The sequence below is a fragment of the Roseovarius sp. MBR-154 genome (genome assembly GCF_053628595.1).
The window spans coordinates 19,334-44,953 of record NZ_JBRJGR010000014.1 but is presented as its reverse complement, the minus strand read 5'-3'; the positions used below and the strand labels follow the sequence as shown (position 1 = coordinate 44,953).

The window sequence follows — 25,620 nt, the reverse complement described above, 5'->3', positions numbered from 1 at the left end:
GCTTTAATCCCGCGGAAAATTGAAGTAAGCACTGCGCGAGCAGTTCGCACCCATAGCTCAGCTGGATAGAGTGTCGCCCTCCGAAGGCGAAGGTCGTAGGTTCGAATCCTACTGGGTGCGCCATCTCACATTTGTTGCTGCAAAAGTCACCTAAAGCCTTGAATGGTAAGGCTAAATTAGGTGTTCGAAGTCCCTCATTTCGGCAGTAGGGCAGAGGCTCTACAAATGCCAGTCTGAGCACCATTTTCTTGAGTGTCAGATCGGAATTCTCCCATATAGTCCAAGGGCTTGCGAGGAATCGCATGGCGTGTTCGAACGACTCCTCAAAGGTATGCCGAGGCTTGCCGCTTTGGGCGAGCTGTTCTTCGGCCAGAACCTTTTCGCGCTCCAGCTTGGCGATACGCTTCTCATAGGCTGACACCACAGAACCGTTGCTCGCATCGACAATGCGATCAAGAAGCTGGTCGATCTGCTTATCGAGCTGCTTGATGTTGCTTTTTACGCCCTTGGCGACTTCTGAGGCCTGTGCGAGGCGCATGTCCCATGCGTCGCGGAACATGGCCTTTACCAGTGCAAACAGACCTTCTGTCGGCTGTAGACCTTGCAGCACCTCTTCAAACTCGCCCTCAAGCACTTCACGCTTGATCGATTTCCGATAGCTCGGACAGGCTTTCGCCAACATCATCGGTGTCAGAGCGCCCCAGATTATGGTTGCGCGTCTTGACCGTCCTCTGGCCGAGCTCACGCGACAGGGACTGTGCAAGCTCCGCACTATTGACGGCAAAGAACTGGCGCACTTCGGCCTGCGACTGGATCGTCTTTGCCGTGTGCTGGCCGTAGATGCGCACGATCTCGGCGAGCTCCTGCACGATCATCCAGACCCGAACGCCCAGCCCAGGCAGGGCGGTCAGGCTTTCGGCCAGCCCTGCGAGCTTGCCGATATTGGCAAACTCATCGAGCATGAACAGCACCTCACCGCGCTCCTTCGACCGCGCGACCGCCGTGATCGCCTGATTGACGATCAGACCGAGCGCCGCGCCGTGCGAGGCGATGCGATCAGGCGGAAAGGCAAGGTACAGCGTGACGTTGCCCGTCTTCAGATCGGCAAGGGATATGTCCGAGGCGCTGACCGCATCGGCCAGATATCCGCCAGGCTCGAAGATCGAGAGGTGCTGGACAGCGCCCGAGCGGAAGTCACCGAACAGATCGGGGTTGTCATCCATCTGATGGTCAAGATCATCGCCGAGATCGGCGAGGATGCCGCCCAATGCATCTTCCTTGCGCATCGCGGCAATCGTGCGCTCAAGGCGCAACGGATTGCCGATGATGCGCCACATCTCAGGAAGGGTGCAGCGCTTCGGAGCGCAGAGCGCCAGATACAGCAGCACCGCCCGCATGATATTCCGCGCCCCTTCGCGGAAGAACTGATTCCGCGTGTCTTCGGGCTCGGGATAGAGCTGCATGACAATCGCCTTGACCTCATCGGTCAGGCCGCGCAGGCGGGCGGGATCGCCCGCAATGGCGATGATATTCTCAAGAGGATTAATGCGGTGCTGCGGCAGGCCGTGCAGCCCCCACGGGTTGAAGACCGCCACATCCTGACCAAGACGCTCGCGGCGGTGCGCCGCCGTGACGGCGGCAAGTTCGCCCTTGGGATCGGTGACGATGACCGAGCCCTGATAGTGCAGCAGGTTCGGGATGACGACACCGATGCCCTTGCCCTGCCGCGCGGGCGCACATGTCAGAAGGTGGGCTTTGCCACTGTAGAAGATTGGCTGACCATCGAGCAGGCCGAGATACAGCCCGTTGGGGTTCAGCAGGCCAGCGTCGCGGCACTCGTCGAGTGTGGCGAACGCGGCTTCGCCGAATGTGCCCGAGACCTCTTCGCTGGCCTTGCGCTTCTCGCGCTGCCGCCAGGCGTTGTAATAACCGCCAAGGCCGCCAAGTGCAGACACCGCACCAACGAATTTGAAGAAGCCAGTGTAGACGTCATCGGCCGCATTGGGCGTTCCGCCCATAACCTGCGGCCAGTAGCTGGCGAGCGCGTAGAACGAGACACCGAACAGCAGGGCTGCGGTCGGTGATCCACCGTTTCGGCTAGGTTTTCCGTTCATGGGTTCGCTTTCTTCTGAAGAATCTCTCTTCGGTTCCCTCGCCGTGACGGGCGAGTCCCTGGCAAATGGACGGGCAGCGTCCGTTGAATTGTGCGGTGACAGAGTTGGTAATCATCGTGATTGCCTTTCGATTGGCGTTGGTTGGTTGAAGATGGCGGGGCGACCTACGCCGCCGCGCCACCCGTAGAGTCACTTGCCGTTCTTCGTGCTGTTGGCTTGGGCATTCACCCGTTCGGCAGTCTGGTGAGGCATGCCGTGGGTGTTCACCGTCCCGCCGTTCTGAACAACGCGCGTGACGTGCTGAAGTAGGTTACTCATGGACTTCTCCTTTTCTGGGTCTGATGCGTGTGAAGTGGGTTGGTGCTGGCAGCGCAAAAAGCGCCCAGAAAAACTCTCTTCAGCGCATGGACTTCGCAATGACGCGCCTGTATGCGAATAAAAGCGAAACGCAGGTTGAGGGGGTGCCGATGCCGTGGGAAGGGTCGCGCCGTCAGGATGAACTGCTATGACAGGCGTTAGACGATGCCCTGCGGGAGCAGGGCTGGCCTCGCGCAGCCGCAGCAGCTCTTCTTGAGCAGCTTCCCTCTGCGCTCGGATATCACGCTCGATGGCTTGCCGCTCTTCGATCTGCTTGAAGATAAGCGCGTCAGTTTCGGCGCGGTCGCGGTGCAGGGCTTCCAGCGCCTCGTGTTCATTCTGCGCTCTGACCTTGGCATACTTGCCTGTCAGGCGATGCCAGATGCCCGAGAACCCCTTCGGCAGACGTTCCGCCCGCTTGCGGGTTTCGGCCTGCCAGCGCTTCTCTTGGGCTTCAGTAAGAAGGCGGCGCTCTTCCTGATGCCGCCCGACCATATCCGCCTTGCGGAAGTCGATCTGCAAAGACCGCCGCGCCGCGTCCCGTTCGGCCTGCTTGATGAACTCTTGCAGCTTGGCGGTCATACCGCTCGCGATATCGGCCTTGATCTCATCGACAGAGCGAAGCTCGTTCGGGTCGCCGAGTTTGGCGGCCACGTCCTTTGCCTTCACGCCGCTGTAGCGGGCGACTGCATAGACCTCGCCGCGATAATCAACCGCGACAAAGCCGCGCCGATCACCCTTCGCGAGCCAGAACCCGCGTTCCTTGAGCGCCTGTTCGAATGCCGCGCGGTTATCTGATGCTTCCCACACATTCCTGAAGACTGCCTTCAGCTCTTTGGTGTCGAGCCCAGCCCGCTGCGCTTGCTGCCATTCCTCGCGCGTGAAGGTGAACGGATCGCGCAAACTGCGATCCTCCAGGCCGCGCGGCATCGCCCAGCCGTGTTCTATGAAGAGCTGGCGAGACACGTCACGCAGCTTGATTTTGTAATGGTTTAGGTTCAGCGCTCGCATCCGCTCGCTGTCGATCCGCGACCAAACGGCATGAGCGTGTCGCCGTCCGTCCTTCTCGTGGAAGACAATGGCGCGGGGCTGGCCTTCCAGCCCGAGCTTGGCTTCCACTTGCTCTATTGCCTTTTCGAAGTCCTCGATGGACGCATTCGCGCCTTCAGGCGGATTGAAGCTCATCGAGAACAGATGTTTCTCGCAGCGCGTTCCCCGTGCGATGGCATCGGCTTCACCGAATGCCTCGACCAGATCATCACTGATAAAGCCGCGCACGTCATGCAGCTCAACATGATCGTTGTCCCGCACCGCCAGCAGGTAGCGGGCGAGCTGCGGAGCGTTGCCGCGTTCTTTTGCCTTCAAGATCATGGCTCGCTCCCTGGCGCTTTGCCGAGCGCGACCATGAGCTCTTTCCGCATCTCAGCGATATCGCGGCAGGCTTCTTTGATCTCCGCTTCGGTTTCAGACGTGACGGGCAGGGAGCCTGTATTCACCGCCTTGGCGAGCTGGTTCATGTTCTGGGACAAGCGGGATTGACCAAGAGCCCCAGCCATGCGGCCAAGGGCTTCTTTGTCCTGAACAGGGCTGTTGCCGCGCTTCTTGCGCGGTGCAGCATTTGCGCCAAAAAGGTGCTCGCGGATGTATGCGGACAGTGATTTGTCGCCTCTTTCGGCGTCCATCCATGCCCGTTCTTCGAACGTGAAGCGGATGGAGAAAGGAGGCGGATAGTCCGCCTTCTTCGCCTCTGGATTGGCTATCTTATTGAATTTATGGCGCGAATTTATCATGTTCGCACCCCAGACGCCTAGCGTCTACTGATGCGAGATGGCGTTCCCATTCGGCCAGCGCCTCAAACAGAGTGTTCGAACTTTCTCTGTCGAGGTGCGCCACTTCTCTCCGAAATCCTGAGGATTTAACAACGACCTCCATGTCGCGGCGGCACGTGCATTGCTGCGTCTTGAGAGTCAGGGGCGGGCAGGTGAGCCGTGATGGGGTGAAGGCCGCGGGAGAGCCCTCCGGCGCCTGGCGCGGAGATTACCCGTGAATACCGAAATTACTGATGCCAGACGTGACATGAGCGGTGGCTACAAGATGAATGTGTCGCGCGGCAGGCACGTGGATTGCGTATCGCGGGAGTGGGGCTCGCGGCCGGATGACGAGCAGTCCAGATCGGGCAGGCGGCCAAGCCGATGGGGGCGATGACGATCACCCCAGTGACAAAGCTCCTGCGGAGCCATGACACGGGCCCGGATGGTTTCGTGGGCGAGGACTTGCCCATTCGGACGCCCGACCGCGTCCAGGCCAATCACTCATGATTTCGGATGTGGTTGCACCAGCAGCTTGTCGATGCGGCGACCGTCGATGTCGATCACTTCGACCCGCCAGTCCCCGATGTCGACATGTTCGCCGAGGCCCGGCAGGGCTCCCATCTTCTCGATCACCAGTCCGGCGACGGTTTCGAAGTCGCGGTCCTTATCGAGCGTCATGCCGATGCGTTCCGCAAATTCATCGACCGGCATCCAGCCCGCCACCAGCAGGCTGCCGTCGGCACGGGCCACGATCTTCGCCTCTTCCCCTTCGGGAAACTCTCCGGCGATGGCCTCGAGCACATCCATCGGGGTAATGATGCCCTCGAAATGCCCGTATTCATCATAGACGAGGACCATGTGGGCCGGCGATTTGCGAAGCGCTTCCAGCACATCGAGTGCGGCCATGCCATCGCGCACGACAGGGGCTTCAAAGATCAGTGCCTCGGTGTCTAGCTGCGCGCCCTGCTCGCCTGTGTCGAGGAAATCTCTGGACTTCAAGACACCGATGATGTCGTCCGGCCCGGCATCGCGGACCGGAAGACGCAAATGGCCGGTCTCGCGGAACCGGTGGATGATGCGGTCTGGGCTATCCGTGACGCCGACCACTTCGACCTCGCCTCTGGGGACCATGAGGCCGCGGGCCGTCCGATCGGCGATCCGCATGACACCGGCAATCATGTCGGTCTCGGCCTTGTTCATGATGCCCGCGGACTCTGCCTCCGACAGAACGTGTCTGATCTCTTCGTCGCTCATTTTGCGGTCGGGCGCGCCGGATTGACCGAGCAGTTTCAGGACGAGTTGGCCCGATCGGTCGAGAATCCACACGACAGGCGCCGCAACGATGGAAATGAAATTCAGGAGCGGTGCGATGCGGACAGCCGCGGCCTCCGGGGCGCGCAAGGCGATCTGTTTGGGCACGAGTTCTCCGAAGATCAGAGATAGGTGATCGCCACCACGACGCCCCCCACGCCAAGTGTCTGCGCGAGTGTCTGGCTCATGCCCGCTGCAACCAGACCATCCGCCAGCCGGACCCCGAGTGTCGCGCCCGAGAAGGCCCCTGACAATACCCCGACCAGGGTGATCCCGATCTGGACACTCGACAGGAACTTGCCAGGATCAGCCGCGAGTTTGATGGCGATGGCGGCGCTGCGGCTGCCATTGTTCGCCATCACCTGAAGACGTGCGTTGCGGGAGGACACAATCGCAAGCTCTGACATGGCCAACACGCCGTTGACGAGCGTCAGGGCGAAGACGACCAGGATTTCAAGCAGCATCTGTCATGTGTCCTTTGGGGGGATTGGCGAGCGGCAAACCGACATCACGCAGCAGGCGTGGCGCAGGTGGAACGTTTCGAGATGCAAACGGGTGCAAGAGGTCGGCTCCGGTGCCGCAACCATCTGCAGACGACCCAATCCCGACCGCAATCGCATCGTGCAGGTCATTATTCTTGCTCGCCGACGGAGTTTGGGAAATCTCGGTCCTGCTCGGCTGCGCGGCTCCCCCTCTCCGCGCGCCGACGTGAGAAGATTGATCGAGATCCATGTTTGGACGATTAACGCGTCGAGAGGAGGATCGCATATAAAACTGAGCGTGATCGGGTTGGGTCTTCGAAAGAAACGTCCGGCGGTCGTCACAAGCCGAATTTTACAGGCTGGCATTTCCGAAAACGGTACACACAAATCATCCCCGAAACGCCCTCAATAACGACATGGCGGCATCGGACAGATCGAACAAACGGGCAAAGACATGTTCCCGCGCGTCGAATTGCCGGTCACGCACGCCAACCAGTTCAGCCTCAACCGTGTCGAGCAGACGGCTCAGTCTTCGACGGTGGATGCCCAACCTAACCTGAACCGGGTCGGCAATCGTTCCCGCAAAAGCTGCGACCATGGACCCCAGAAAGAGCAGCCCGATGATCGTGGCCGTGATCTGTGCCGCCGAGGGCCCGACGGGGAAGATGCCGTACCACAGGCCCCCGATTGACGCTCCGAGGGGGAATTCCGCGACCGCAGCCGCCCGCGTGAGTGCTTCGGCGACGCCAGGTGCCATCGAGACCATCCCCGGCGTCAGGGCCTGAAACACGAAGGCGCCGACAGCCAGGGTGACAAGGGCGGTGGTCATCTCGGAGATCGCCGACCGGGTGCCGGTATATTCGGAGATCGCGTCCGTGATCCGGGCGGCCACGCTTTCCGCTTGTGCGACGCTGCCTTGCGCCCGGAAGGTCTCGCGATATTGCGGTGCGGCGAGGAGTGCGCGGGACAGCGCGTTGCGGTCGCGCAGGCACATATCGCATGACAGCGGAACCCGTAACAGATCCGACAGGATCGCCGCCTCGATCTTTGCGGCAACTGCCGTGCGAAGCAGCAGCTTGCGGCTCTGGAGCCAATACCCGGCCCGGTGCAGACCCAGGACGCGGCAGAGGAAGCCAGAGAGACGCGCCATGACGAGGATAGGGGACAGCAGCACGTTGACCGGTGCGCGAAGAATGTCGAGGCCGAGAGCGGCCCGGTGCAGGCGCAAGGTTCCGGGCCATGTGAAATGGCGATCGACGAAGGCATCCACCGTGCGTGTCCGGTCGACATTCGCCTGCATGTTTCGTTGGTCTCCAGCAGCGCGCTGACCTGAAAGCCGACGCGGGTTCAAAGGACAATCCCAAGGACCGGAAGACCCGGTCCACAGGCCTGAAGTCGTCGCGGCGGCCACCGCTGTCAATACCCCGGCGCAAATTCATGCCAGCAGGGAACACCGGCGCACCGGCCCGAGGGGCAAGCGTGCCGTTCGTCATCCATTGAATTGCGAGAACTCTAATTGATCCACGCTCCGTTTCGGTTTCGTGCTGCGATCAATGCCAGGAAACCGGGCGATGTTCTTGGCCACGTAGAGCGTGGACCAGGTTCCCTGGACCACGCCGATCCCAATGGTGAATACGAAACCGCAGTTCACCGCGACGGGCCGACCGGGTGTCACTCTTCCGACCTCCAAACCCGCCCCGTGAAACCCGGCATCCCTCTCACACTTGGTGTGAAAATTAGGACCATATGAACTTGAAATACATATCATATGGTCTTATATTGTGGATTACGCCACATAGGAGAGCCACCACATGGAAAACCTTGTTCTGGAGCGTCCCGCACCGGACCGGCAGGGGGTTGCCCTCAAGGCCTTTGCGCGGATCGCGGAGGCCTGGTCGCTCACCCTGCGGGAAGCGGCGGCGCTGGCGGATATGTCGGAATCGACCTGGAAGCGGGCCAAGAAGCCCGTGTTTGCCGGTGATCTGACGCGCGACCAGATGCTGCGCCTGTCCGCGCTCATCGGCCTCTACAAGTCGCTCGAACTCTACTTCAACGAGCCGATTTCGCGGGACTGGGTGAAGCTGCCTAACCGGGGCCCCGAGTTCGACGGCGCGCGGCCCGTGGACGCGATGATCGCGGGCGGATTGCCCAAGATCCTGCGCGTGCGCGGCTATGTCGATGCGCTGCGGGGCGGGGTTTGAGGATCACCTCGGTCAACGACCGCGCCCTTGTGCGGCTGATTTCCGAGACTCACCACAAGCCGCCGGTACTGCGGGGGCTGGTCGACAGCGACGAGGAGGCGTTGATCCTCGCCGGGATCGAAGGTGAGACCAGTGCCCGCCTGATCGCGGAGCGGGAGGGCAGCCCGGCGCTTGATCGCCGCGAACTCGCTTTCGCGCGGCGGTCGCATGACCTGGCTCTCTACGGTCAGAGCCATATCAACGCGGCCTTCACCTACACGCGCCCCTCGGGCAACCGGTTCAACACCGGCGCGCGCGGCGCTTGGTATTGCGCCTGGGACATGCTGACGAGCGCGCAGGAGGTCGGGTTTCACCGCACCCGCGAGTTGGGCTTCATCGGCCGCTACGAGGACGAGGCACGCTACGTCGAGTTGCTGGCGGATTTCATCGGGGATTTCCCGGCTCTGCACGGGGAAGAGCATCCGGCGCTGGATCCGGTCCCCGAGCGAGGCTACCCGGCCGGGCAGCGCCTTGCTGCGGATCTGAGATCAGAGGGGCATCGCGGGCTGATTTATCCCTCCGTGCGCCACCCCGGTGGGCGGTGCTTCGTAGCCTTCGATCCCGGGATCATCCAGAATGTCCGCCCTGGCGCGAGCTGGAAGCTGGTCTGGAAAGGTGCGCCCGAGTTCACGGTCGAGGGGGTGTGACGCTCCTCGAAATCCTCATGCAGTGCACAAGACTTCTTCGCTAAATCATTGAAAAAATGGTCAACACAACCGTGCCTTCTCCATCAACCCTTTCGCCTTCGCCGCCATCACGAGCCGAGTATCCTGCTGCGGCTTTGGCCGGTTGACAGCCGCGCCCCTGCACGACGTCGTAAACTCTCCAGGGTGCGACTGCCCGAGGTTCTTCTTGGCTAGAGGAAACGATCAGCCGAGCATGGCGAGGCCAGCGTAGAGGGTGAGTGCGCCCAGTAGGATGGCGACGATCACGTTGCGCAGGATATAGCCTGCGGCGAGCGTGACGAGGGCGGCGGCGAGGCGTGGCGCGTCGAGCGTGCCGCCGGTTGCCGCGGGCCAGACTACGAGCGGCGCGACAAGACCGGGCAGGACCGCCACGGCCGTATAGCGCAGATGACGCAGCAGCCAGGGCGGCAGCGGGCGGTTTCCGACCAGCCCGGTGAAGACGAAGCGCAACCCGAAACTGCCCAGCCCGAGCGCGATGATCACGAACCAGAGGTCTGCGGTGTCGATGCTCATTGGCGGGCTGCCTTGCGCTGTTCGAGCCAAAGTTCGGCCTGTGCGCCGGTCATCATGCCCGCGACGCCTGCGACCAGCAGCCCGAGATTATAGGGCAGGAAGGCGAAGACGAGGGCCGTGACGACCGAGACCAGTGCCGCCAAAACATGGGCAGAGGTGCGCAGCATCGGACCGATCATCGCGAGGAACGTGATCGGCAGCGCGAAATCGAGCGCCAGCCCCTGCGGGATCGAGGTGCCGACCAGCGCGCCGATGAGGGTGAACAGATACCACAGCGGGCAGATCGGCGTCACCACCCCGAAGAAATAGGCCAGCCGCTGCCGGATGCTCCAGCCGGGATTTTGCTCGAATGCGACCATGGCGCAGGCATAGCTCTGATCCACCGTGAAATAGGCGGCAATCGCGCGTTGGCCGAGCGTGGCCTCGCCGATCCAGGGCGTGAGCGAGGCGGAATACATCGCCATGCGCAGGTTGACCGCAAGCGCCGAGACGAGCGCGATCAGCGTGGGCGCGCCGTCGGTCAGCAGTTGCAGCGCGGTGAACTGTGCCGCCCCGGCGATGACCAGCACCGAAAAGCTCATGGTTTCCAGAATGTTGAGCCCGGCCTCGGTGGCCACCACGCCAAACAGCAGCGAGAACGGCACGATCACGAGGATGAAGGGCGCGCCGTCGCGCACGCCTTGCCAATAGATCGATTTGGTGGTTTGAGTTGGCACCGTCCGCCCCTGAATGACTGTTTGTCCGGACACCGCCTATCCAATGCAAGGAGGAGATGCAATTGGCCCAGAGCGATGACCTTTCCGGTTACGTGATCGCGCCCGACCCCGCCGCGCCGCGCCTGACACGCGCGGTGGAGGGGGTGGATCACGAGGGCAAGCCGTCTCGCATCTCGGTGGTCGAGGAACGCCCATTGACGATCTTTCTCAACGGTCAGGAAATCGTGACGGCGATGACCATCGGCGATTACCCCGAATTTCTGGCGCTCGGGTTTCTGCGCAATCAGGGGATGCTGGCCGACGGCGAAGTGGTGCGCGGGGTCGATTACGACGAAGACCTTGAGACCGTCGTGGTGCGCACCGACGGGCAGACCACCTACGAAGAGAAGCTGAAGAAGAAGACCCGCACGAGCGGCTGTGCCGTGGGCACCGTCTTTGGCGACATGATGGAGGGGCTGGAGGGGGTGCGCCTGCCGCAGGTGGAGGTGAAGACCTCGGATCTCTATGCGCTGGCCTCGAAGATCAACCGCACCCCGTCGCTTTATCTTGAGGCAGGGGCGATTCACGGCACGGTGCTGTGCCAGGGCGCGCAGCCGCTGGTCTATATGGAGGATGTCGGCCGCCATAACGCGGTCGACAAGATTGCCGGCTGGATGCTGAGCGAAGGCGTCGCGGCGGGCGACAAGACGCTTTACACCACCGGGCGGCTGACCTCGGAAATGGTGATCAAGACCGCGATGATGGGCATTCCGGTGCTGGCCTCGCGCTCGGGCTTTACCGCCTGGGGGGTGGAGATCGCGCGGCAGGTGGGGCTGACGCTGATCGGCCGGATGCGCGGGCGGCGGTTTGTCTGTCTGGCGGGCGAGGAGCGGGTGCTGCGCGATGCGGACCCGGCGAGCGTCGAGGAGGAAAGCCCCAAACATCGCCGCAAGAGTGCCGACGGATGAGTGCGCCGCTCGGGGTGATCCTCGCCGGTGGGCAGGCGACGCGGATGGGCGGCGGCGACAAGGGGCTGTTGCCGTTGGGCGAGGGGGTGATCCTCGACCATGTGCTCGCGCGGCTAAGGCCGCAGGTGGGCGCGGTGGCGCTCAACGCCAATGGCGACCCGGAGCGGTTCGCGGCGTACGGCCTGCCCGTGTTGCCCGATCCGATTGCAGACTATCCCGGGCCGCTGGCAGGGGTTCTCGCCGGGCTCGACTGGGCGGCGGGAGAGGGCGCAGAGGCAATCGTGACGGTGGCCGCCGACACGCCATTCTTTCCCTGTGATCTCGTTGCGCGGCTGCACTCGGCGGCGGAGGGCATGGCGCATCCTCTGGTCCTCGCCGCCACGCCGCGCGGCTGCGAAGAGACCAAATCCATGAGCCGGGGCGGGCAGGTGCGCCACCCGACCTTCGGTCTCTGGCCGGTGGCGCTGCGCGACGACCTGCGCGCCGCGCTCGGGGACGGGCTGCGCAAGGTCGTGCTCTGGACCGACCGGCATGGTGGGCGCGAGGCGCTTTTTGACAAGGCGGACGCGTTTTTCAACGTCAACACGCCCGAGGATCTGGCCGAGGCGCAACGGAGGGCTGCGGCATGAGATTATACGGCGTGACCGGCTGGAAGAATGCCGGCAAGACCGGGCTGATGGAGCGGCTGGTGGCCGAGATCACCGGGCGGGGTTTCAGCGTCTCGACCGTCAAGCATGCGCATCATACTTTCGACGTGGATCATCCGGGCAAGGACAGCCATCGGCACAGGGTGGCGGGGGCGCGCGAGGTGCTGCTTGCCTCGCGCAACCGCTTTGCCCTGATGCACGAGTTGCGCGAGGCGGCGGAGCCGACGCTGGAGGTGCTCTTGCAGAAGCTGAGCCCGGTCGATCTGGTGCTGGTCGAGGGCTACAAGCGTGACCGCCACCCCAAGATCGAGGCGTTCCGCGCAGAGACGGGCAATGCGCTCATTGCCCCCGGCGACCCGACGATCCGCGCGGTGGCGAGCGATGTGGCGCTCGATCTGGACCGGCCGGTGTTCGACCTGAACGACACGCGCGTGATTGCCGATTTCATATTGGCAGAGGTGGGGCTTTGACGGGATTCGATACAGTTGCGATGCTGGATTGGTCGGGCGGCAACGATACCGGGCCAACCCCCTGCCGAGATGCGATCTGGCTGGGGGTCACGCGCGACGGGGCGGACGAGGCCCCGCGCTACCTGCGCAACCGGGTGGAGGCCGAGGCGGCGCTGGTCGATCTGATCGAGGCCGAGCGCGCGGCGGGGCGTCGCCTCTTCATCGGGTGCGATTTCCCGTTCGGCTTTCCAGCGGGGTTTGCGCGGGGGCTGACCGGGCGCGATGACCCCTTTGCCGTCTGGGACTGGCTGGAGGCGCGGGTCGACGATGCCCCGCGCGCCAATAACCGCTTCGACGTGGCGGGCGAGATCAACGCGCGGTTTCCCGGTGTCGGGCCGTTCTGGTTCAACGGCCTCAAGCGCGAGATCGAGGGCCTGCCGCGCCGTGACACGCGGGCGGGGCACGGTCTGGCCGACCGGCGGCGCGCGGACGCGGGCGCGCCGGGATCGTTCAGCGCCTGGCAGATGGGTGGCGCGGGGGCCGTGGGCGGGCAGGTGCTGATCGGGTTGCCGGTTCTGAACCGGCTGCGGCGCCGGTTCGCGGGGCAGGTGGCCGTCTGGCCGTTCGAGCGGATGGATGCGCCGGTGGCGTTGGTCGAGGTCTGGCCGGGGTTGATCAACAGGGCCGTCAAACGCGCCGAGGCCGGGGGCGGCATCCGCGACGCGCATCAGGTGCGGCTGATGGCGCGGGGCCTCGCGCGCTTGCCTTGCGACCGGCTCGCCGCCTTGCTGACGGTGGAGGCCCCCGAAGAGGGCTGGATTTTCGGCCTCGGGCATGAGGAGGAGTTGATGGCCGCCTGTGACGATCCGTTGAAACCGCCGCCCCTGCGCGACGATTGCTTTGCGCTGCCTGCGGGCGTGAACTGGACGCCGGTGGACGACGCGCTAGCGCTCTTGCGCGACCGGTTGCGCGCGGTGGTGGGGCAGGAGGTCTTGCCGCTGACCCAAGCGGCGGGGCGGGTGTTGGCGGCCCCGGTGGTGGCGCGACGGGCGAACCCGCCGGAGGCCAATACGGCAGTGGATGGCTATGGCTTTGCCCATGGCGGTCTTGGCGAAGGCGATCAGATCCTGCCGCTGGTCGAGGGTCGCGCGGCGGCGGGTGTGCCTTATCCGGGCGCGGTGCCGCCGGGGCATGCTGTGCGGGTGCTGACCGGTGCGGCCCTGCCCGAGGGGGTCGATACCGTGATCCTGCAAGAGGATGTGACCCTCGGCGAGGGGCGCATCGCGTTTCGCGGCGGGCTCAAGCCCGGGGCCAACAGCCGCCGCGCGGGCGAGGATGTGGAGGCGGGGGCGCGTGTGCTTGAACCGGGCCGCGTGCTGACGCCTGCGGACCTCGCGCTCTGCGCGGCTGTAGGGCTGGCCGATCTGCCGGTGTTCGAACGGCTGCGCGTGTCGGTCATCTCCACCGGCGACGAGTTGGTCGAGCCGGGAGCGCAGGCGCGGGCGGGGCAGATTTATGACGCCAACCGGCCCATGCTGGGGGCATTGGTGCAGCAGATGGGCTATGACCTGGTCGATCTTGGCCGGGTGGCCGACGACCGCGCCGCGCTGCGTGCAGCACTCGACCGGGGCGCGGCGGAGGCGGATGTGATCCTGACCTCGGGCGGTGCCTCCTCGGGCGATGAGGACCACGTCTCGGCGCTCCTGAACGAAGCGGGGGCGATGGCGGAATGGCGGATTGCGCTCAAGCCGGGCCGGCCGCTCGCTCTGGGCATGTGGGGTGGTGTGCCGGTCTTCGGCCTGCCGGGCAATCCGGTCGCGGCCCTTGTCTGCACGCTGATCTTCGCGCGGCCCGCGATGGCGGTGCTGTCGGGGGCGGGCTGGCACGCGCCGCAGGGCTTTGATGTGCCCGCTGGTTTCGAAAAGCGCAAGAAACCGGGGCGGCGCGAATACCTGCGTGCGCGCATCCGGGCGGGCCGCGCCGAGGTGTTCAAATCCGAAGGCTCAGGCCGGATCAGCGGGCTGAGCTGGGCCGAGGGGCTGGTGGAACTGCCCGATGGGCCTGCGGAAATTGGGCCCGGCGACGCGGTGCGCTACATTCCCTTCACGAGTTTCACCGGCCCATGACGCGGCTGCTCGTCCTCGGCGCGACCGGCACCATAGGGCGGGCGGTGGTGACCGAAGCCATGGCGGCAGGATACGCGGTGGACTGCGTTTTGCGCCCGCATCACGCGGGCGGAGGGCATGGCTTGCCGGACGGTGCGCGCCTGCATTTCGGCACGGTGGCGCAGGCACTCGAGGCGAGCGGCGCGGGGGCGGTGATCTCCTGCATGGCGTCTCGCAGCGGCGCGCCCGCAGATGCCTGGGCCGTCGATCATGCGGCGACGGTTGAGGCGGTGGCGGCGGCAACGACAGCGGGCGTAGGGCATTTCGTGCTGTTGTCGGCGATCTGCGTGCAGCGACCGCTACTGGAATTTCAGCGCGCCAAGCTGGCGGCGGAGGCAGCACTGGTGGCCTCGGGGCTGCGGTATTCGATCATTCGTCCGACGGCGTTCTTCAAATCCCTTTCCGGGCAGTTGGACCGGCTGCGCGCGGGCAAACCCTTCCTCGTTTTTGGCGACGGTCGGGTGACCGCGTGCAAGCCGGTGAGCGACGGCGATCTCGCGCGGTACATGCTGGGCTGTCCGGGCGATCCGCTGCTGTGGAACCAGGTCCTGCCCATCGGTGGCCCGGGCCCCGCGATCACGCCGCTGGAGCAGGGCGCGATGCTGTTCCGCGCGCTGGAGATGACGCCGCATTTCCGCCATGTGCCCCTGCGGCTGATGGACGGGATCGTGGCGGGATTGGCGCTGGCGGGTAGGCTCAGCCCTCGCATGGCCGCAAAGGCTGAACTGGCACGGATCGGGCGTTATTACGCGACCCAATCCATGCTGGCCCTCGACCCCGCGACTGGACGCTATGACGCCGATGCCACGCCCGAGACGGGGCGCGAGACGCTGCAAGCATTCTATGGCAGGCTGGCGCGCGGCGAGGTTTTGCCGGAACGCGGCGATCACGCGGTGTTCTGAGGCCGCCGCCATCACGTGAGCGTGCTGGGGTGGGATGAAAATTGCGCCGTGGCGCGGGCCTTGCTAGGCTATGCTGACAGGGGCGGGGGATCACGCAGGTGCTCGACTATTCGCATAATCCGTGGCTGGTGGCCGCGTCTCTGGCTGTGGCGCTGATGGCAGGGTTCACCGGGCTATCGCTGACGCGCGGCGCATCGCATCTCGACGAGGGGCGGCGCAAGCTGGTGGTGGCGCTCGCCGCGGTGGTACTGGGCGGTGGCATCTGGTCGATGCATTTCGTGGCCATGCTGGGGCTGCAACTGCCGATCCTTTATTATTATGACGCGCTGATCACGCTGATCTCGGCACTGGCGGCGATCCTGATGGTCGGGCTGGCGCTGCTACTTCTGCATTTCCGCAGGCGCACGCCCGGCGTGATCCTCGGCGCGGGCGTGATCGTGGGGCTGGGGATCGTTGTGATGCATTACATCGGCATGGCGGGCATGCAAATGTGCCGCGCGGTGTCCGGGCCGGTGCAGATGATGAGCGCGACGCTGGCCTCGGTGATCCTGTCATCATTGGCGATCTGGGTGGCCTATGACGCGCGCACGCATCGCAATATCCTGCTGGGCACAGTCTGTTTTGGCTGCGCGGTTTTCGCGGTGCATTTCGTGGCCATCGCGCTCACCGGCTTTGTCGCCACGGATCAGGTCGGCGGGGCGGGGCCTGTGCTCGACAATCGCATTTTGGCGATGGGGGTCACGGTGTCGGTGTTCCTGATTTGCGGCGCGTTCCTGCTGACCGGGGTGACGTTCCTGAAACCCACCGAGGCACCGCCTGTGCTACAGGCTGCGTCGCGCCCCGCGCGGTTGCCCTATGAGCGCGAGGGGCAGACCCATTTCGCCGATGCCGCCGCCGTGGCCGCGATCCGGGCCGAGGGGCATTACACCGTGCTCTACCATGGCGAGGATAAGCTCTTCTGCCCGTGGTCGATCACAGAGGCTGAGGCGCGGTTGCTCGCGTCGGGGTTCCTGCGAGTACATCGCAGTTACCTTGTGAACCCGGTGCATGTCTCGCGCTTCGAGCGGCACAAGGATAATGGCACCTGCTATTTCGAGGCAGTGCCCGCGCTCTCCAAGGTGCCGGTCAGCCGCTCGCGCCTGACGGCGATCCGTGAGGCACTGGGCCTCTGATCGCAGTTCGTGCGGATAATTCGCATTTCGTGAAATGAAACGCGCGGATTGTTCCGCGTGATTTGAGCGTGAGCAGAAGGCGGCGCTTGATGCACGTGGCCCGTCGGGAGGGACGGGCCGCAGGGAGGACAACACATGATACCAGCCGGGTTCGAGTATCACCGGCCGACAGATATCGCGTCGGCCATCGGGATTTTGCAGCAGCACGGCGACGAGGCGCGGGTGATCGCGGGCGGCCACAGCCTCATTCCGATGATGAAGCTGCGCATGGCCGATCTGGCGCATCTGGTGGATTTGCAGGCCATCGACGACCTGCGCGGCATCGAGATCGCCGGGGGAGAGGCGCGCATCGGCGCTATGGTCACGCAGCATGAGATGATCACCCACGAGGGGCTGGCCGGGGCGCTGCCTATCCTGCGCGAGGCGGCGTTGCAGATCGCCGATCCGCAGGTCCGATATCTGGGCACGGTGGGCGGCAATGTCGCCAACGGCGATCCGGGCAATGACATGCCGGGGCTGATGCAATGCGTGGATGCGCGGTTCGAGTTGGTGGGGGCGGAGGGTGCCCGCGAGGTGGCGGCGCGCGCGTTCTACGAGGCGGCTTATTTCACCGCGCGGGGTGACGAGGAGATTCTCACGCAAATCCGTATCCCGCTGCCCGCGCAGGGCACCGGCTATGCCTATGAAAAGCAGAAACGAAAGATCGGCGACTATGCCACAGCGGCGGCGGCGGTGCTGATCGGCCATGGCACGGCCTCGATCGCGATGACCAATCTGGCCGATACGCCGATCTGGTCCGAGGATGCAGGCACGGCGCTGGCGGGGGGCGATGTCGAGGGAGCTGTCGCGGCCATGCTGGGCGCGATTGACCCGATGGCCGACAATCGCGGCCCGGTGGCGTTCAAGCAACATGTGGCAGGCGTGATCTTGCGCCGCGCCATCGCGCGGGCGCAACAGCGCGCCGGTTGAGGGAGGGGATGATGACGAAAATGCATGTGAAACTGAACGTGAACGGGCGCGCGGTCGAGGGGCTGGCGGAGCCGCGCACGCTGCTCATCCATTTCCTGCGGGAAAACCTGCGCATCACCGGCCCGCATATCGGCTGCGAGACCAGCCATTGCGGCGCCTGCACCGTGGACATGAACGGCAAGTCGATCAAATCCTGCACGGTGTTCGTGGCGCAGGCCGACGGGGCCGAGATCACCACGGTCGAGGGGCTGGTGAACGAGGACGGCAGTCTTGGCGTGATACAGGAGATGTTCCGCGAGCATCACGGGCTGCAATGCGGCTTTTGCACACCGGGGATGATCACCCGCGCGCATCGCCTGTTGCAGGAGAACCCGACGCCGACCGAGGAGGAGGTGCGTTTTGGCATGGCCGGGAACTTGTGCCGCTGCACCGGCTATCAGAACATCGTCAAGGCGATCCTCGCCTCCGCCGAGATGCTCAACGCCCAGAAGGAGGCCGCAGAATGAAGGACGACGTCGCAACCCCCGAAGACCGCAGCGCCAGCCTAAAGGGGATGGGCTCGTCGCGCAAACGCGTGGAGGATGTCCGTTTCACCCAGGGCAAGGGCAATTACGTCGACGATATTCGCATGGAGGGCATGCTGTTCGGTGATTTCGTCCGCTCGCCTTATGCCCATGCGCGCATCTCTCGGATCGACGCCGAGGCGGCCAAGGCCGTGCCCGGCGTCATCGCCGTGCTGACCGCCGCCGATCTGGAGCCGTTGGGCCTGCACTGGATGCCGACGCTGGCGGGCGACAAGCAGATGGTGCTGGCCGATGGCAAGGTGCTTTATCAGGGACAGGAGGTGGCCTTTGTCGTGGCCGAGGACCGCTATATCGCCGCCGATGCGGTGGAACTCGTGGAGGTCGAATACGAGGAACTGCCCGTGGTGGTCGATCCGTTCAAGGCGCTGGAGCCGGACGCGCCAGTGCTGCGCGAGGATCTGGAAGGTCAGACCGAGGGCGCGCACGGGCCGCGCCGCCATCACAACCATATCTTCACATGGGAACAGGGCGACAAGGAGGCCACCGAGGCGGTGCTCTCGGAGGCCGATGTGGTGGCCGAGGAGATGGTCTATTACCACCGCACCCATCCCTGCCCGCTGGAGACCTGCGGCTGCGTTGCGAGCATGGACAAGGTCACCGGCAAGCTGACCGTCTGGGGCACGTTCCAGGCGCCGCATGCGGTCCGCACGGTGGTGTCGCTGATTTCCGGTATCGCAGAACATAACATCCGCATCATCTCGCCCGATATCGGCGGCGGCTTTGGCAACAAGGTGGGGGTCTATCCGGGCTATGTCTGTTCGGTCGTGGCCTCGATCGTAACGGGCAAGCCGGTCAAGTGGGTCGAGGACCGGATGGACAACCTGATGACCACCGCCTTTGCCCGCGATTATTGGATGCAGGGCAAGATCGCGGCGACGAAAGAGGGCCGGATCACCGGGCTCTGGTGCCACACAACCGCCGATCACGGCGGTTTCGATGCCTGTGCCGATCCGACCAAGTTTCCAGCGGGGTTCATGAATATCTGCACTGGCAGCTATGACATCCCGGTGGCCTATCTGGCGGTCGATGGCGTTTACACCAACAAGGCACCGGGAGGCGTGGCCTATCGCTGTTCGTTCCGCGTGACCGAGGCCGCCTATTTCATCGAACGGATGATCGAGGTGCTGGCGATCAAGCTGGGCATGGATGCCGCCGAGTTGCGGCAGATCAACTTCATCCGCGCAGATCAGTTCCCCTATCAGTCGGCCTTGGGCTGGGAATATGACAGCGGCGATTATCACACGGCGTGGGAAAAGGCGCTAAGGGCCGTCAACTACGACGCTCTGCGCGCCGAACAGGCGCAGCGGCTGGAGGACTTCAATGCCGGAAAGACGCGCAAGCTGATCGGTATCGGCCTCACGCATTTCACAGAGATCGTGGGCGCGGGGCCGGTAAAGAATTGCGATATCCTCGGGCTCGGCATGTTCGACAGTTGCGAGATCCGCATTCACCCCACCGGCAGCGCCATTGCGCGCCTTGGCACGATCAGTCAGGGGCAGGGGCATGCCACGACCTTTGCGCAGATCATCGCCACGGAGATCGGCATTCCGGCGGATGACATCACGCTGGAGGAGGGCGATACCGACACGGCACCTTATGGCCTCGGCACCTATGGCTCGCGCTCGACCCCCGTGGCGGGGGCGGCGACCGCCATGGCGGCGCGCAAGATCCGCGCCAAGGCGCAGATGATCGCGGCCTATCTGCTCGAGGTCCACGACGACGACGTGGAATTCGACGTTGACCGTTTTGCGGTCAAGGGCGCGCCGGAGCGGTTCAAGAGCATGAAGGAGATCGCCTTTGCCGCCTATAATCAGGCAATTCCGGGGCTGGAGCCGGGGCTGGAGGCGGTGAGTTACTACGACCCGCCCAACATGACCTACCCGTTCGGGGCCTATATCTGCGTGATGGAGTTCGACGTCGATACCGGCGAGCATGAGGTGCGGCAGTTCTATGCGCTCGACGATTGCGGCACCCGCATCAACCCGATGATCATCGAGGGGCAGGTGCATGGCGGTGCCACCGAGGGCTATGCCATCGCCATGGGGCAGGAGATTGCCTATGACGAGATGGGCAATGTGATGACCGGCACGCTGATGGATTTCTTCCTGCCGACCGCGTGGGAGACGCCGCATTACACCACCGATCACACCGTCACCCCGTCGCCGCATCATCCCATCGGCGCCAAGGGCGTGGGCGAGAGCCCGAATGTCGGTTCGGTGCCGTGCTTTTCCAACGCGGTGCATGATGCATTCCGGCCCTTTGGCCTGACGCAGAGCCATATGCCGCATGATCATTGGCGGATCTGGCGGATCGCCAATCAGTTGGGTCTGCATGGCTGAGCAGGGAATGTGAGAATTTCGGGAAAGGTGAAACAGCGGGGCCGCATGCAGGACTGGCAGGACATGCAGGAGGCGATGGCGGGACAGGGGTATGTCGCGGGACAGCGGCTGGCGATGGCGCTGCATCTGGCCGAGCGCATGGGGCGTCCGCTGTTGCTCGAAGGGCCGGCGGGCGTCGGCAAGACAGAGGTGGCAAAGGCGCTGGCCGGGCTGCGCGAGACCCGGCTGATCCGGCTGCAATGCTACGAGGGACTGGACGCTGCACAGGCGATCTATGAATGGAATTACCAGCGGCAATTGCTGGCCATTCGCGCAGCGGATGCGCGCGGCGGCGTCGATGAGGCGGCACTTTTTTCGGAAACCTACCTGCTCAAGCGGCCCCTGCTGGAGGCGATTTCGCAAGAGGAGGCACCGGTACTGCTGATCGACGAGATCGACCGCGCCGACGAGGAATTCGAGGCCTACCTGCTGGAGGTGCTGTCGGATTTCCAGATCACCATCCCGGAGCTGGGTACGATCTCGGCGCGTGCGCGCCCGGTGGTGATCCTGACGGCCAACGGCACGCGCGACCTGTCGGACGCGCTGCGGCGGCGGTGCCTCTATTCCTATCTCGACTTTCCCGACCGCGACACCGAATTGGCGATCCTGCGCGCGCGCATGCCGGGGCTGGAGGCGCGGCTGGCGGCGCAGATCGTGGGCGTGGTGCAGGCGCTGCGGCGTGAGGAGTTGGAGAAGGTGCCGGGGGTCGCCGAGATGCTCGACTGGGCGGCGGCGCTGTCGGGGCTGGGGGTGAACGACCTTTCGCAATCGACCGAGGCGGTGCAGGCGACGCTGGTGTGCCTGTTGAAAACCGCCGCCGATCACGATGCCGCGCCACCCGAGGTGATGGACCGGCTGATCGGTCGGGTGGCGTGATGCGCGTCACCCGCTTTGCCGCGCGGTCCGGGGGCATGGCCGACCGGATGGCCGATTTCGTGGCGCATCTGCGGGAAAATGGCATGACGGTGGGCGCGCCTGATACTGCGGCGGCGCTGGAGGCTTTGACGCAGGTGCAGGCAAGCGCGCCGGAGGAAGCGCGCGCAGCGCTTGCCGCCGTGCTGGCACGCGATGCCGAGGAGTGGCGGCGCTTCGACGATCTGTTCGATGCGTTCTGGTTCAATGCCGGGCGCAGCCGGCAGGACCGGGCCGACAACACCCATGTTCGTGTGCAATCGGCGCGCCCGGTCCTGTGGCACAGTCATCTGGAAGAGCAGGACGGCGGTGTGCCGGATCAGACCGAGGCCGATGTGCCCGACGCGGGCGAGGACGAGGCAGAGGGCCGCGACGGGCGGCTGATGGCGACGCGGACCGACGCCCTGGGCCGCCGCGATCTGCGCGAGGTGATGGATGAGACCACCCTGCGCGAGGCCGAGCGCGTGGCGGCGAGACTCGCCCGCGCGATCCGCGATCGGACCTCGCGCAGGCGCAAGCGCGCGCGGCGCGGCGGCCCGCTTGATCTGCGCCGGGTGCAGCGGGCGAGCCTTGCGCGCGGCGGCGAGCCGATGGAGCTTTTTCACCGCCGCCGCCCGCCGCGCCCGATGCGGATCGTGGCGCTTTGCGATGTCAGCGGCTCGATGAGCGTGCATGCGCGGGTGTTCCTGGCCTTTCTGCGCGGGCTGGTGGGGCAGGACATGCGCACCGATGCCTATCTCTTTCACACCCGGCTGATGCGGGTGACCGATGCGCTGCGTGACCATGATTCCTTGCGTGCCGCAAGCCGGTTGTCGCTGATGGCCGAGGGGTTCGGCGGCGGCACGGATATCTCGGGCGCGCTGGAGAAGTTTCTGGATGGATATGGCGCGCGGGCGTTGGGCGCGCGCAGCGTGGTGCTGATCCTGTCGGATGGCTATTGCACGAGGTCGCCCGAGGCGCTGGCGGCGGTACTGGCGCGGCTCAGGCGCAAGGCGCGGCGGATTGTCTGGCTCAACCCGCTTGGTGGCTGGCAAGAGCATGCGCCGGTGGCGCGGGCGATGGCGGCCGCGCGGCCCCATCTCGATGCGCATCTGCCCGCCGGAAGCCTTGCGGTGCTGGCCGCGCTGGAGGCGGAATTCGCACGGATCTGAGGAGGGGGCCGATGGCCGGGTTCGACATATTCGAGGAAATCGAGCGGTTGCGCCGGGCGGGCGCGCCGTTCTGCGTGGCCACCGTCATTCGCACCGCCGATGCCACCTCGGCCAAGGCCGGGGCCAAGGCGGCGGTCACCGGCGCGGGCGAGATCATCGGCCATCTGGGCGGCGCCTGCGTGCAGCGCGCGGTGCGCGCGGCCTCGACCCATGCGCTGAGCGAGGGCGCGCCGCAGCTCATTTCGGTACGCCCGTCGGAAAAGGTGGTGGATCTGGGCCGCGAGGCGGAGGTGCAGCTTTACAAGAGCGGCTGTCCCTCGGGCGGCACGGTGGATCTGTTGATCGAGCCATGGCGCGCCGCCCCTTGGTTGATGATCCATGGCGCGACCCCGATCGCACGGGCACTGGCGGAACATGCCGCGCTGATTGGGTTTCGCGTGATGATGGAGCCAGGGGCCGAGGCCGGGCAGGCAGAGGTTGTGCGGTTCGCGGACGGAGAGTCCCCCACGCTGGAGCCGCGCGATTTCGTCGTCGTCGCGTCGCAGGGCAAGGGCGACATGGCGGCGCTGCAAGCGGCGCTGGCCACGCGGGCGGGGCGGGTGGCGATGGTGGCGAGCCGCCGAAAGGCCGACGTGCTGCGCGAAAAGCTGGTGGAGCAGGGCGTTGACGCGGCGCGATTGGCGGTGCTCAAATCGCCCGCCGGGCTGAATATCGGGGCGGTTGACCCGCATGAGATTGCGCTGTCGATCCTGGCCGAGATCGTGGCGTGGAAGAATGCCACCGCCACGCCGGAAAAGCAGAGGCAGGACGCCGCACCGTGATAACGCCGGGACACGGGGCCGGATGATCCGGCCCCGTCGTTGTTTATCCGATGATAGCGTTGAGCGTCGCCGAAGGTCGCATCACCGCCGCGAGCTTTTCCGCATCGGGGTGGTAATAGCCCCCGATATCCGCCGGGCTGCCCTGGGCTGCGGCCAGTTCGCCCACGATCTTGGCCTCATTCTCGGTGAGGGACTTGGCGACGGGGCCGAATTCCTCAGCCAAGGCCGCGTCCTCCGATTGTGCCGCTAGCGCCTCGGCCCAGTAGCGGGCGAACCAGTAGTGGCTGTCGCGGTTGTCGGGCTCGCCGACCTTGCGGCTGGGCGAGCGACCGTGATCGAGGACGCCCTGCGTCGCGGCCTCGACCGCCTCGCCCAGCACGCGGGCGCGGGCGTTCTCGTGGGTTTCGGCGAGGAACTTGAGGCTTTCGCCAAGCGCGCAGAATTCGCCCAAGCTATCCCACCGCAAATGGTTTTCCTCCTGCAACTGCTGGACGTGCTTGGGCGCGGAGCCGCCCGCGCCGGTCTCGAACAGCCCGCCGCCATTCATCAGCTTGACGATGGAGAGCATCTTGGCCGAGGTGGCCAGTTCCAGGATCGGGAAGAGGTCGGTCAGGTAGTCGCGCAGCACGTTGCCGGTGATCGCGATGGTGTTCTCGCCCTTGGTGATCGTCTCGAGGCTCGCGCGGGTCGCTTCGCGCGGGGCCATGATCTCGAATTTATCAGCGACACCAGCAGCGTCGAGCATGGGCTTCACGTAAGAGATCAGTTCCGCGTCATGGGCGCGGGCGGCATCGAGCCAGAAGATCGCGCGATAGCCCGTCGCCTTCTGCCGCTCTATGGCGAGGTTGATCCAGTCCTCGATCGGGGCCTTGCGCGCCGAGGCCGAGCGCCAGATATCGCCCGCTGCGACCGAATGCTCGTGCAGCACAGTGCCGTCGTCGAGGATCATCTTGACGGTGCCGCCTTCGGGGATCTCGAAGGTGGTGGGGTGGCTGCCGTATTCTTCTGCCTTCTGCGCCATCAGGCCGATATTCTGCACCGTGCCTGCGGTGGCGGGGTTAAGCTTGCCGGTCTCCTTGAAGAAGCTGATCGCCTCGTCATAGACGGTGGCGTAGCTGCTGTCGGGAATGACGCAGACCGCGTCATGTTCCTTGTTGTCCGGACCCCATCCCTTGCCGCCCGCGCGGATGAGCGCAGGCATGGAGGCGTCAATGATCACGTCGGAGGGCACGTGCAGGTTGGTGATGCCGCGGTCCGAGTTCACCATGTACATCGCCGGACGGTCTGCCATGCAGGCGTCGATGGCCTTGAGGATTTCGGGCTTGTCCTTTACGCGCTCCAACAGGTCGCCGAGGCCTGCATCGGGCGACACACCGAGCGCCTTCATCTCGTCGCCATATTGCTCGAAGACGGGCGCGAGGAACTGCCGCACCGCGTGGCCGAAGATGATCGGGTCGGAGACCTTCATCATGGTGGCCTTCATGTGCAGTGAAAAGAGGATACCCTCGGCTTTGGTTTTCTCGATTTCCTCGGCGAGGAAGACGTCGAGGGCCTTGGCACTCATGTAGGTGGCATCGACCACAGTGCCCGCCGGGTAGCTCAGCCCGTCCTTGAGCACGGTTTCGCCGCTCGATGTCTCCAGCACGATCTTCGCGCTGCTGTCCTTGGGCAGGGTGGCGGATTTCTCGTTGGAAAAGAAGTCTTCGGCCTCCATCGTGGCGACGCGCGTCTTGCTGTCGGACGACCAGTCGCCCATGCGGTGTGGATTGTTCTGGGCGAATTTCTTGACCGCTGCGGCGGCGCGGCGGTCGGAATTGCCCTCGCGCAGTACCGGGTTCACGGCAGAGCCCTTGAGCGTGTCATACCGCTTGCGCGCGGCTTTCTCGGCCTCGGTCTTGGGGTCATAGGCGTAATCTGGGAGGGCGTAGCCCTGAGATTGCAATTCCTTGATCGCGGCGACCAGCTGTGGCTCGGAGGCGGAGATGTTGGGCAGCTTGATCACGTTCGCACCGGGGGTTTTGACCAGTTCGCCCAACTGGGCCAGATCGTCGCTGACACGCTGATCCTCGGTCAGGTGATCGGGAAAGGCGGCGAGGATACGGCCCGCAAGCGAGATGTCGCGGGTGTCGACCGAGACACCTGCGGCAGAGGCGAAGCGGCGGATGATCGGCAAGAGCGAGGCGGAGGCGAGTTCCGGGGCCTCGTCGACCTTGGTGTAGACGATATCGGGCGTGGAGGTATTGGCCATCGGGTGGGTCCTTTCCGATCTGGATGTGGGCGGGGACGCGGGTGG

The 25,620-nt window shown here is 64.8% G+C and carries 21 protein-coding genes, 1 tRNA gene and 1 pseudogene; 15 read left to right on the top strand and 8 right to left on the bottom strand.

Annotated elements, in window-relative coordinates:
* Positions 1-46: 46 nt before the first annotated feature.
* Positions 47-123: transfer RNA gene (locus tag ACSSV4_RS15785), tRNA-Arg, on the top strand.
* Positions 124-635: 512 nt separating this feature from the next.
* Here ACSSV4_RS15785 and ACSSV4_RS15780 read toward each other — a convergent pair.
* From ACSSV4_RS15780 to ACSSV4_RS15760, 5 genes and pseudogenes are all read right to left on the bottom strand, one after another.
* The gene (locus ACSSV4_RS15780) at positions 636-2,114 is read right to left on the bottom strand and encodes a type IV secretory system conjugative DNA transfer family protein (RefSeq protein WP_454276052.1); all 1,479 of its coding nucleotides are present in this window, start codon (positions 2,112-2,114) and stop codon (positions 636-638) included.
* A 189-nt stretch (positions 2,115-2,303) separates the two neighbouring features.
* On the bottom strand, positions 2,304-3,842 hold the full coding sequence (locus tag ACSSV4_RS15775; RefSeq protein ID WP_454276051.1) for a relaxase/mobilization nuclease domain-containing protein: 1,539 nt from the start codon (positions 3,840-3,842) through the stop codon (positions 2,304-2,306).
* Positions 3,839-4,261, bottom strand: a complete 423-nt coding sequence (locus ACSSV4_RS15770) for a hypothetical protein (protein WP_454276050.1) — start codon at positions 4,259-4,261, stop codon at positions 3,839-3,841. The genes ACSSV4_RS15775 and ACSSV4_RS15770 overlap by 4 nt, the downstream gene beginning before the upstream one ends.
* A gap of 522 nt (positions 4,262-4,783) precedes the next feature.
* A pseudogene (locus ACSSV4_RS15765) lies at positions 4,784-6,057 on the bottom strand (hemolysin family protein).
* Between the two features lie 406 nt (positions 6,058-6,463).
* Positions 6,464-7,375 carry a DUF6635 family protein gene (locus tag ACSSV4_RS15760; protein WP_454276049.1) on the bottom strand — a complete coding sequence of 304 codons (912 nt, stop codon included), beginning with the start codon at positions 7,373-7,375 and terminating at the stop codon, positions 6,464-6,466.
* Positions 7,376-7,886: 511 nt separating this feature from the next.
* Between ACSSV4_RS15760 and ACSSV4_RS15755 the strand changes: the two genes are divergently transcribed.
* Positions 7,887-8,276 (top strand): antitoxin Xre-like helix-turn-helix domain-containing protein, encoded by a 390-nt coding sequence (locus ACSSV4_RS15755; protein WP_454276048.1) that lies wholly within the window; start codon positions 7,887-7,889, stop codon positions 8,274-8,276.
* The gene (locus ACSSV4_RS15750) at positions 8,273-8,962 is read left to right on the top strand and encodes an RES family NAD+ phosphorylase (RefSeq protein ID WP_454276047.1); all 690 of its coding nucleotides are present in this window, start codon (positions 8,273-8,275) and stop codon (positions 8,960-8,962) included. The genes ACSSV4_RS15755 and ACSSV4_RS15750 overlap by 4 nt, the downstream gene beginning before the upstream one ends.
* Positions 8,963-9,184: 222 nt before the next feature.
* Here the strand turns inward: ACSSV4_RS15750 and ACSSV4_RS15745 are convergent, their stop codons facing one another.
* Positions 9,185-9,514, bottom strand: a complete 330-nt coding sequence (locus ACSSV4_RS15745) for an AzlD domain-containing protein (RefSeq protein ID WP_454276046.1) — start codon at positions 9,512-9,514, stop codon at positions 9,185-9,187.
* Positions 9,511-10,230: an AzlC family ABC transporter permease gene (locus ACSSV4_RS15740; protein WP_454276045.1), complete on the bottom strand. Its 720-nt coding sequence runs from the start codon at positions 10,228-10,230 to the stop codon at positions 9,511-9,513. Before ACSSV4_RS15740 ends, ACSSV4_RS15745 begins: the two co-directional genes overlap by 4 nt.
* A gap of 56 nt (positions 10,231-10,286) precedes the next feature.
* On the opposite strand from ACSSV4_RS15740, the gene ACSSV4_RS15735 reads away from it, so the two are divergent.
* From ACSSV4_RS15735 to ACSSV4_RS15680, 12 genes are all read left to right on the top strand, one after another.
* Positions 10,287-11,177: a formate dehydrogenase accessory sulfurtransferase FdhD gene (locus tag ACSSV4_RS15735; protein ID WP_454276044.1), complete on the top strand. Its 891-nt coding sequence runs from the start codon at positions 10,287-10,289 to the stop codon at positions 11,175-11,177.
* Positions 11,174-11,806 (top strand): molybdenum cofactor guanylyltransferase MobA, encoded by a 633-nt coding sequence (mobA, locus tag ACSSV4_RS15730; protein ID WP_454276043.1) that lies wholly within the window; start codon positions 11,174-11,176, stop codon positions 11,804-11,806. The genes ACSSV4_RS15735 and mobA overlap by 4 nt, the downstream gene beginning before the upstream one ends.
* Positions 11,803-12,294 (top strand): molybdopterin-guanine dinucleotide biosynthesis protein B, encoded by a 492-nt coding sequence (mobB, locus tag ACSSV4_RS15725; protein ID WP_454276042.1) that lies wholly within the window; start codon positions 11,803-11,805, stop codon positions 12,292-12,294. The genes mobA and mobB overlap by 4 nt, the downstream gene beginning before the upstream one ends.
* Positions 12,291-14,399 carry a molybdopterin-binding protein gene (locus ACSSV4_RS15720; RefSeq protein WP_454276041.1) on the top strand — a complete coding sequence of 703 codons (2,109 nt, stop codon included), beginning with the start codon at positions 12,291-12,293 and terminating at the stop codon, positions 14,397-14,399. Before mobB ends, ACSSV4_RS15720 begins: the two co-directional genes overlap by 4 nt.
* Entirely contained in the window at positions 14,396-15,340 is a 945-nt protein-coding gene (locus tag ACSSV4_RS15715) for an NAD(P)H-binding protein (protein ID WP_454276040.1), read from the top strand. The genes ACSSV4_RS15720 and ACSSV4_RS15715 overlap by 4 nt, the downstream gene beginning before the upstream one ends.
* Before the next feature lie 98 nt (positions 15,341-15,438).
* On the top strand, positions 15,439-16,512 hold the full coding sequence (locus ACSSV4_RS15710) for an MHYT domain-containing protein (protein WP_454276039.1): 1,074 nt from the start codon (positions 15,439-15,441) through the stop codon (positions 16,510-16,512).
* Positions 16,513-16,647: 135 nt separating this feature from the next.
* Complete coding sequence (locus ACSSV4_RS15705; RefSeq protein WP_454276038.1) at positions 16,648-17,481, top strand: FAD binding domain-containing protein; 834 nt, start codon at positions 16,648-16,650, stop codon at positions 17,479-17,481.
* 8 nt (positions 17,482-17,489) lie between these two features.
* Entirely contained in the window at positions 17,490-17,987 is a 498-nt protein-coding gene (locus ACSSV4_RS15700) for a (2Fe-2S)-binding protein (RefSeq protein ID WP_454276037.1), read from the top strand.
* The gene (locus tag ACSSV4_RS15695; protein ID WP_454276036.1) at positions 17,984-20,404 is read left to right on the top strand and encodes an aerobic carbon-monoxide dehydrogenase large subunit; all 2,421 of its coding nucleotides are present in this window, start codon (positions 17,984-17,986) and stop codon (positions 20,402-20,404) included. The genes ACSSV4_RS15700 and ACSSV4_RS15695 overlap by 4 nt, the downstream gene beginning before the upstream one ends.
* Before the next feature lie 45 nt (positions 20,405-20,449).
* Positions 20,450-21,319: an AAA family ATPase gene (locus tag ACSSV4_RS15690; protein WP_454276114.1), complete on the top strand. Its 870-nt coding sequence runs from the start codon at positions 20,450-20,452 to the stop codon at positions 21,317-21,319.
* Positions 21,319-22,506 carry a vWA domain-containing protein gene (locus ACSSV4_RS15685; RefSeq protein ID WP_454276035.1) on the top strand — a complete coding sequence of 396 codons (1,188 nt, stop codon included), beginning with the start codon at positions 21,319-21,321 and terminating at the stop codon, positions 22,504-22,506. The genes ACSSV4_RS15690 and ACSSV4_RS15685 overlap by 1 nt, the downstream gene beginning before the upstream one ends.
* A gap of 11 nt (positions 22,507-22,517) precedes the next feature.
* Entirely contained in the window at positions 22,518-23,327 is an 810-nt protein-coding gene (locus tag ACSSV4_RS15680; RefSeq protein ID WP_454276034.1) for an XdhC family protein, read from the top strand.
* Positions 23,328-23,370: 43 nt separating this feature from the next.
* Here ACSSV4_RS15680 and ACSSV4_RS15675 read toward each other — a convergent pair whose 3' ends face one another.
* Positions 23,371-25,575 carry an NADP-dependent isocitrate dehydrogenase gene (locus tag ACSSV4_RS15675; protein ID WP_454276033.1) on the bottom strand — a complete coding sequence of 735 codons (2,205 nt, stop codon included), beginning with the start codon at positions 25,573-25,575 and terminating at the stop codon, positions 23,371-23,373.
* Between the last annotated feature and the right edge of the window lie 45 nt (positions 25,576-25,620).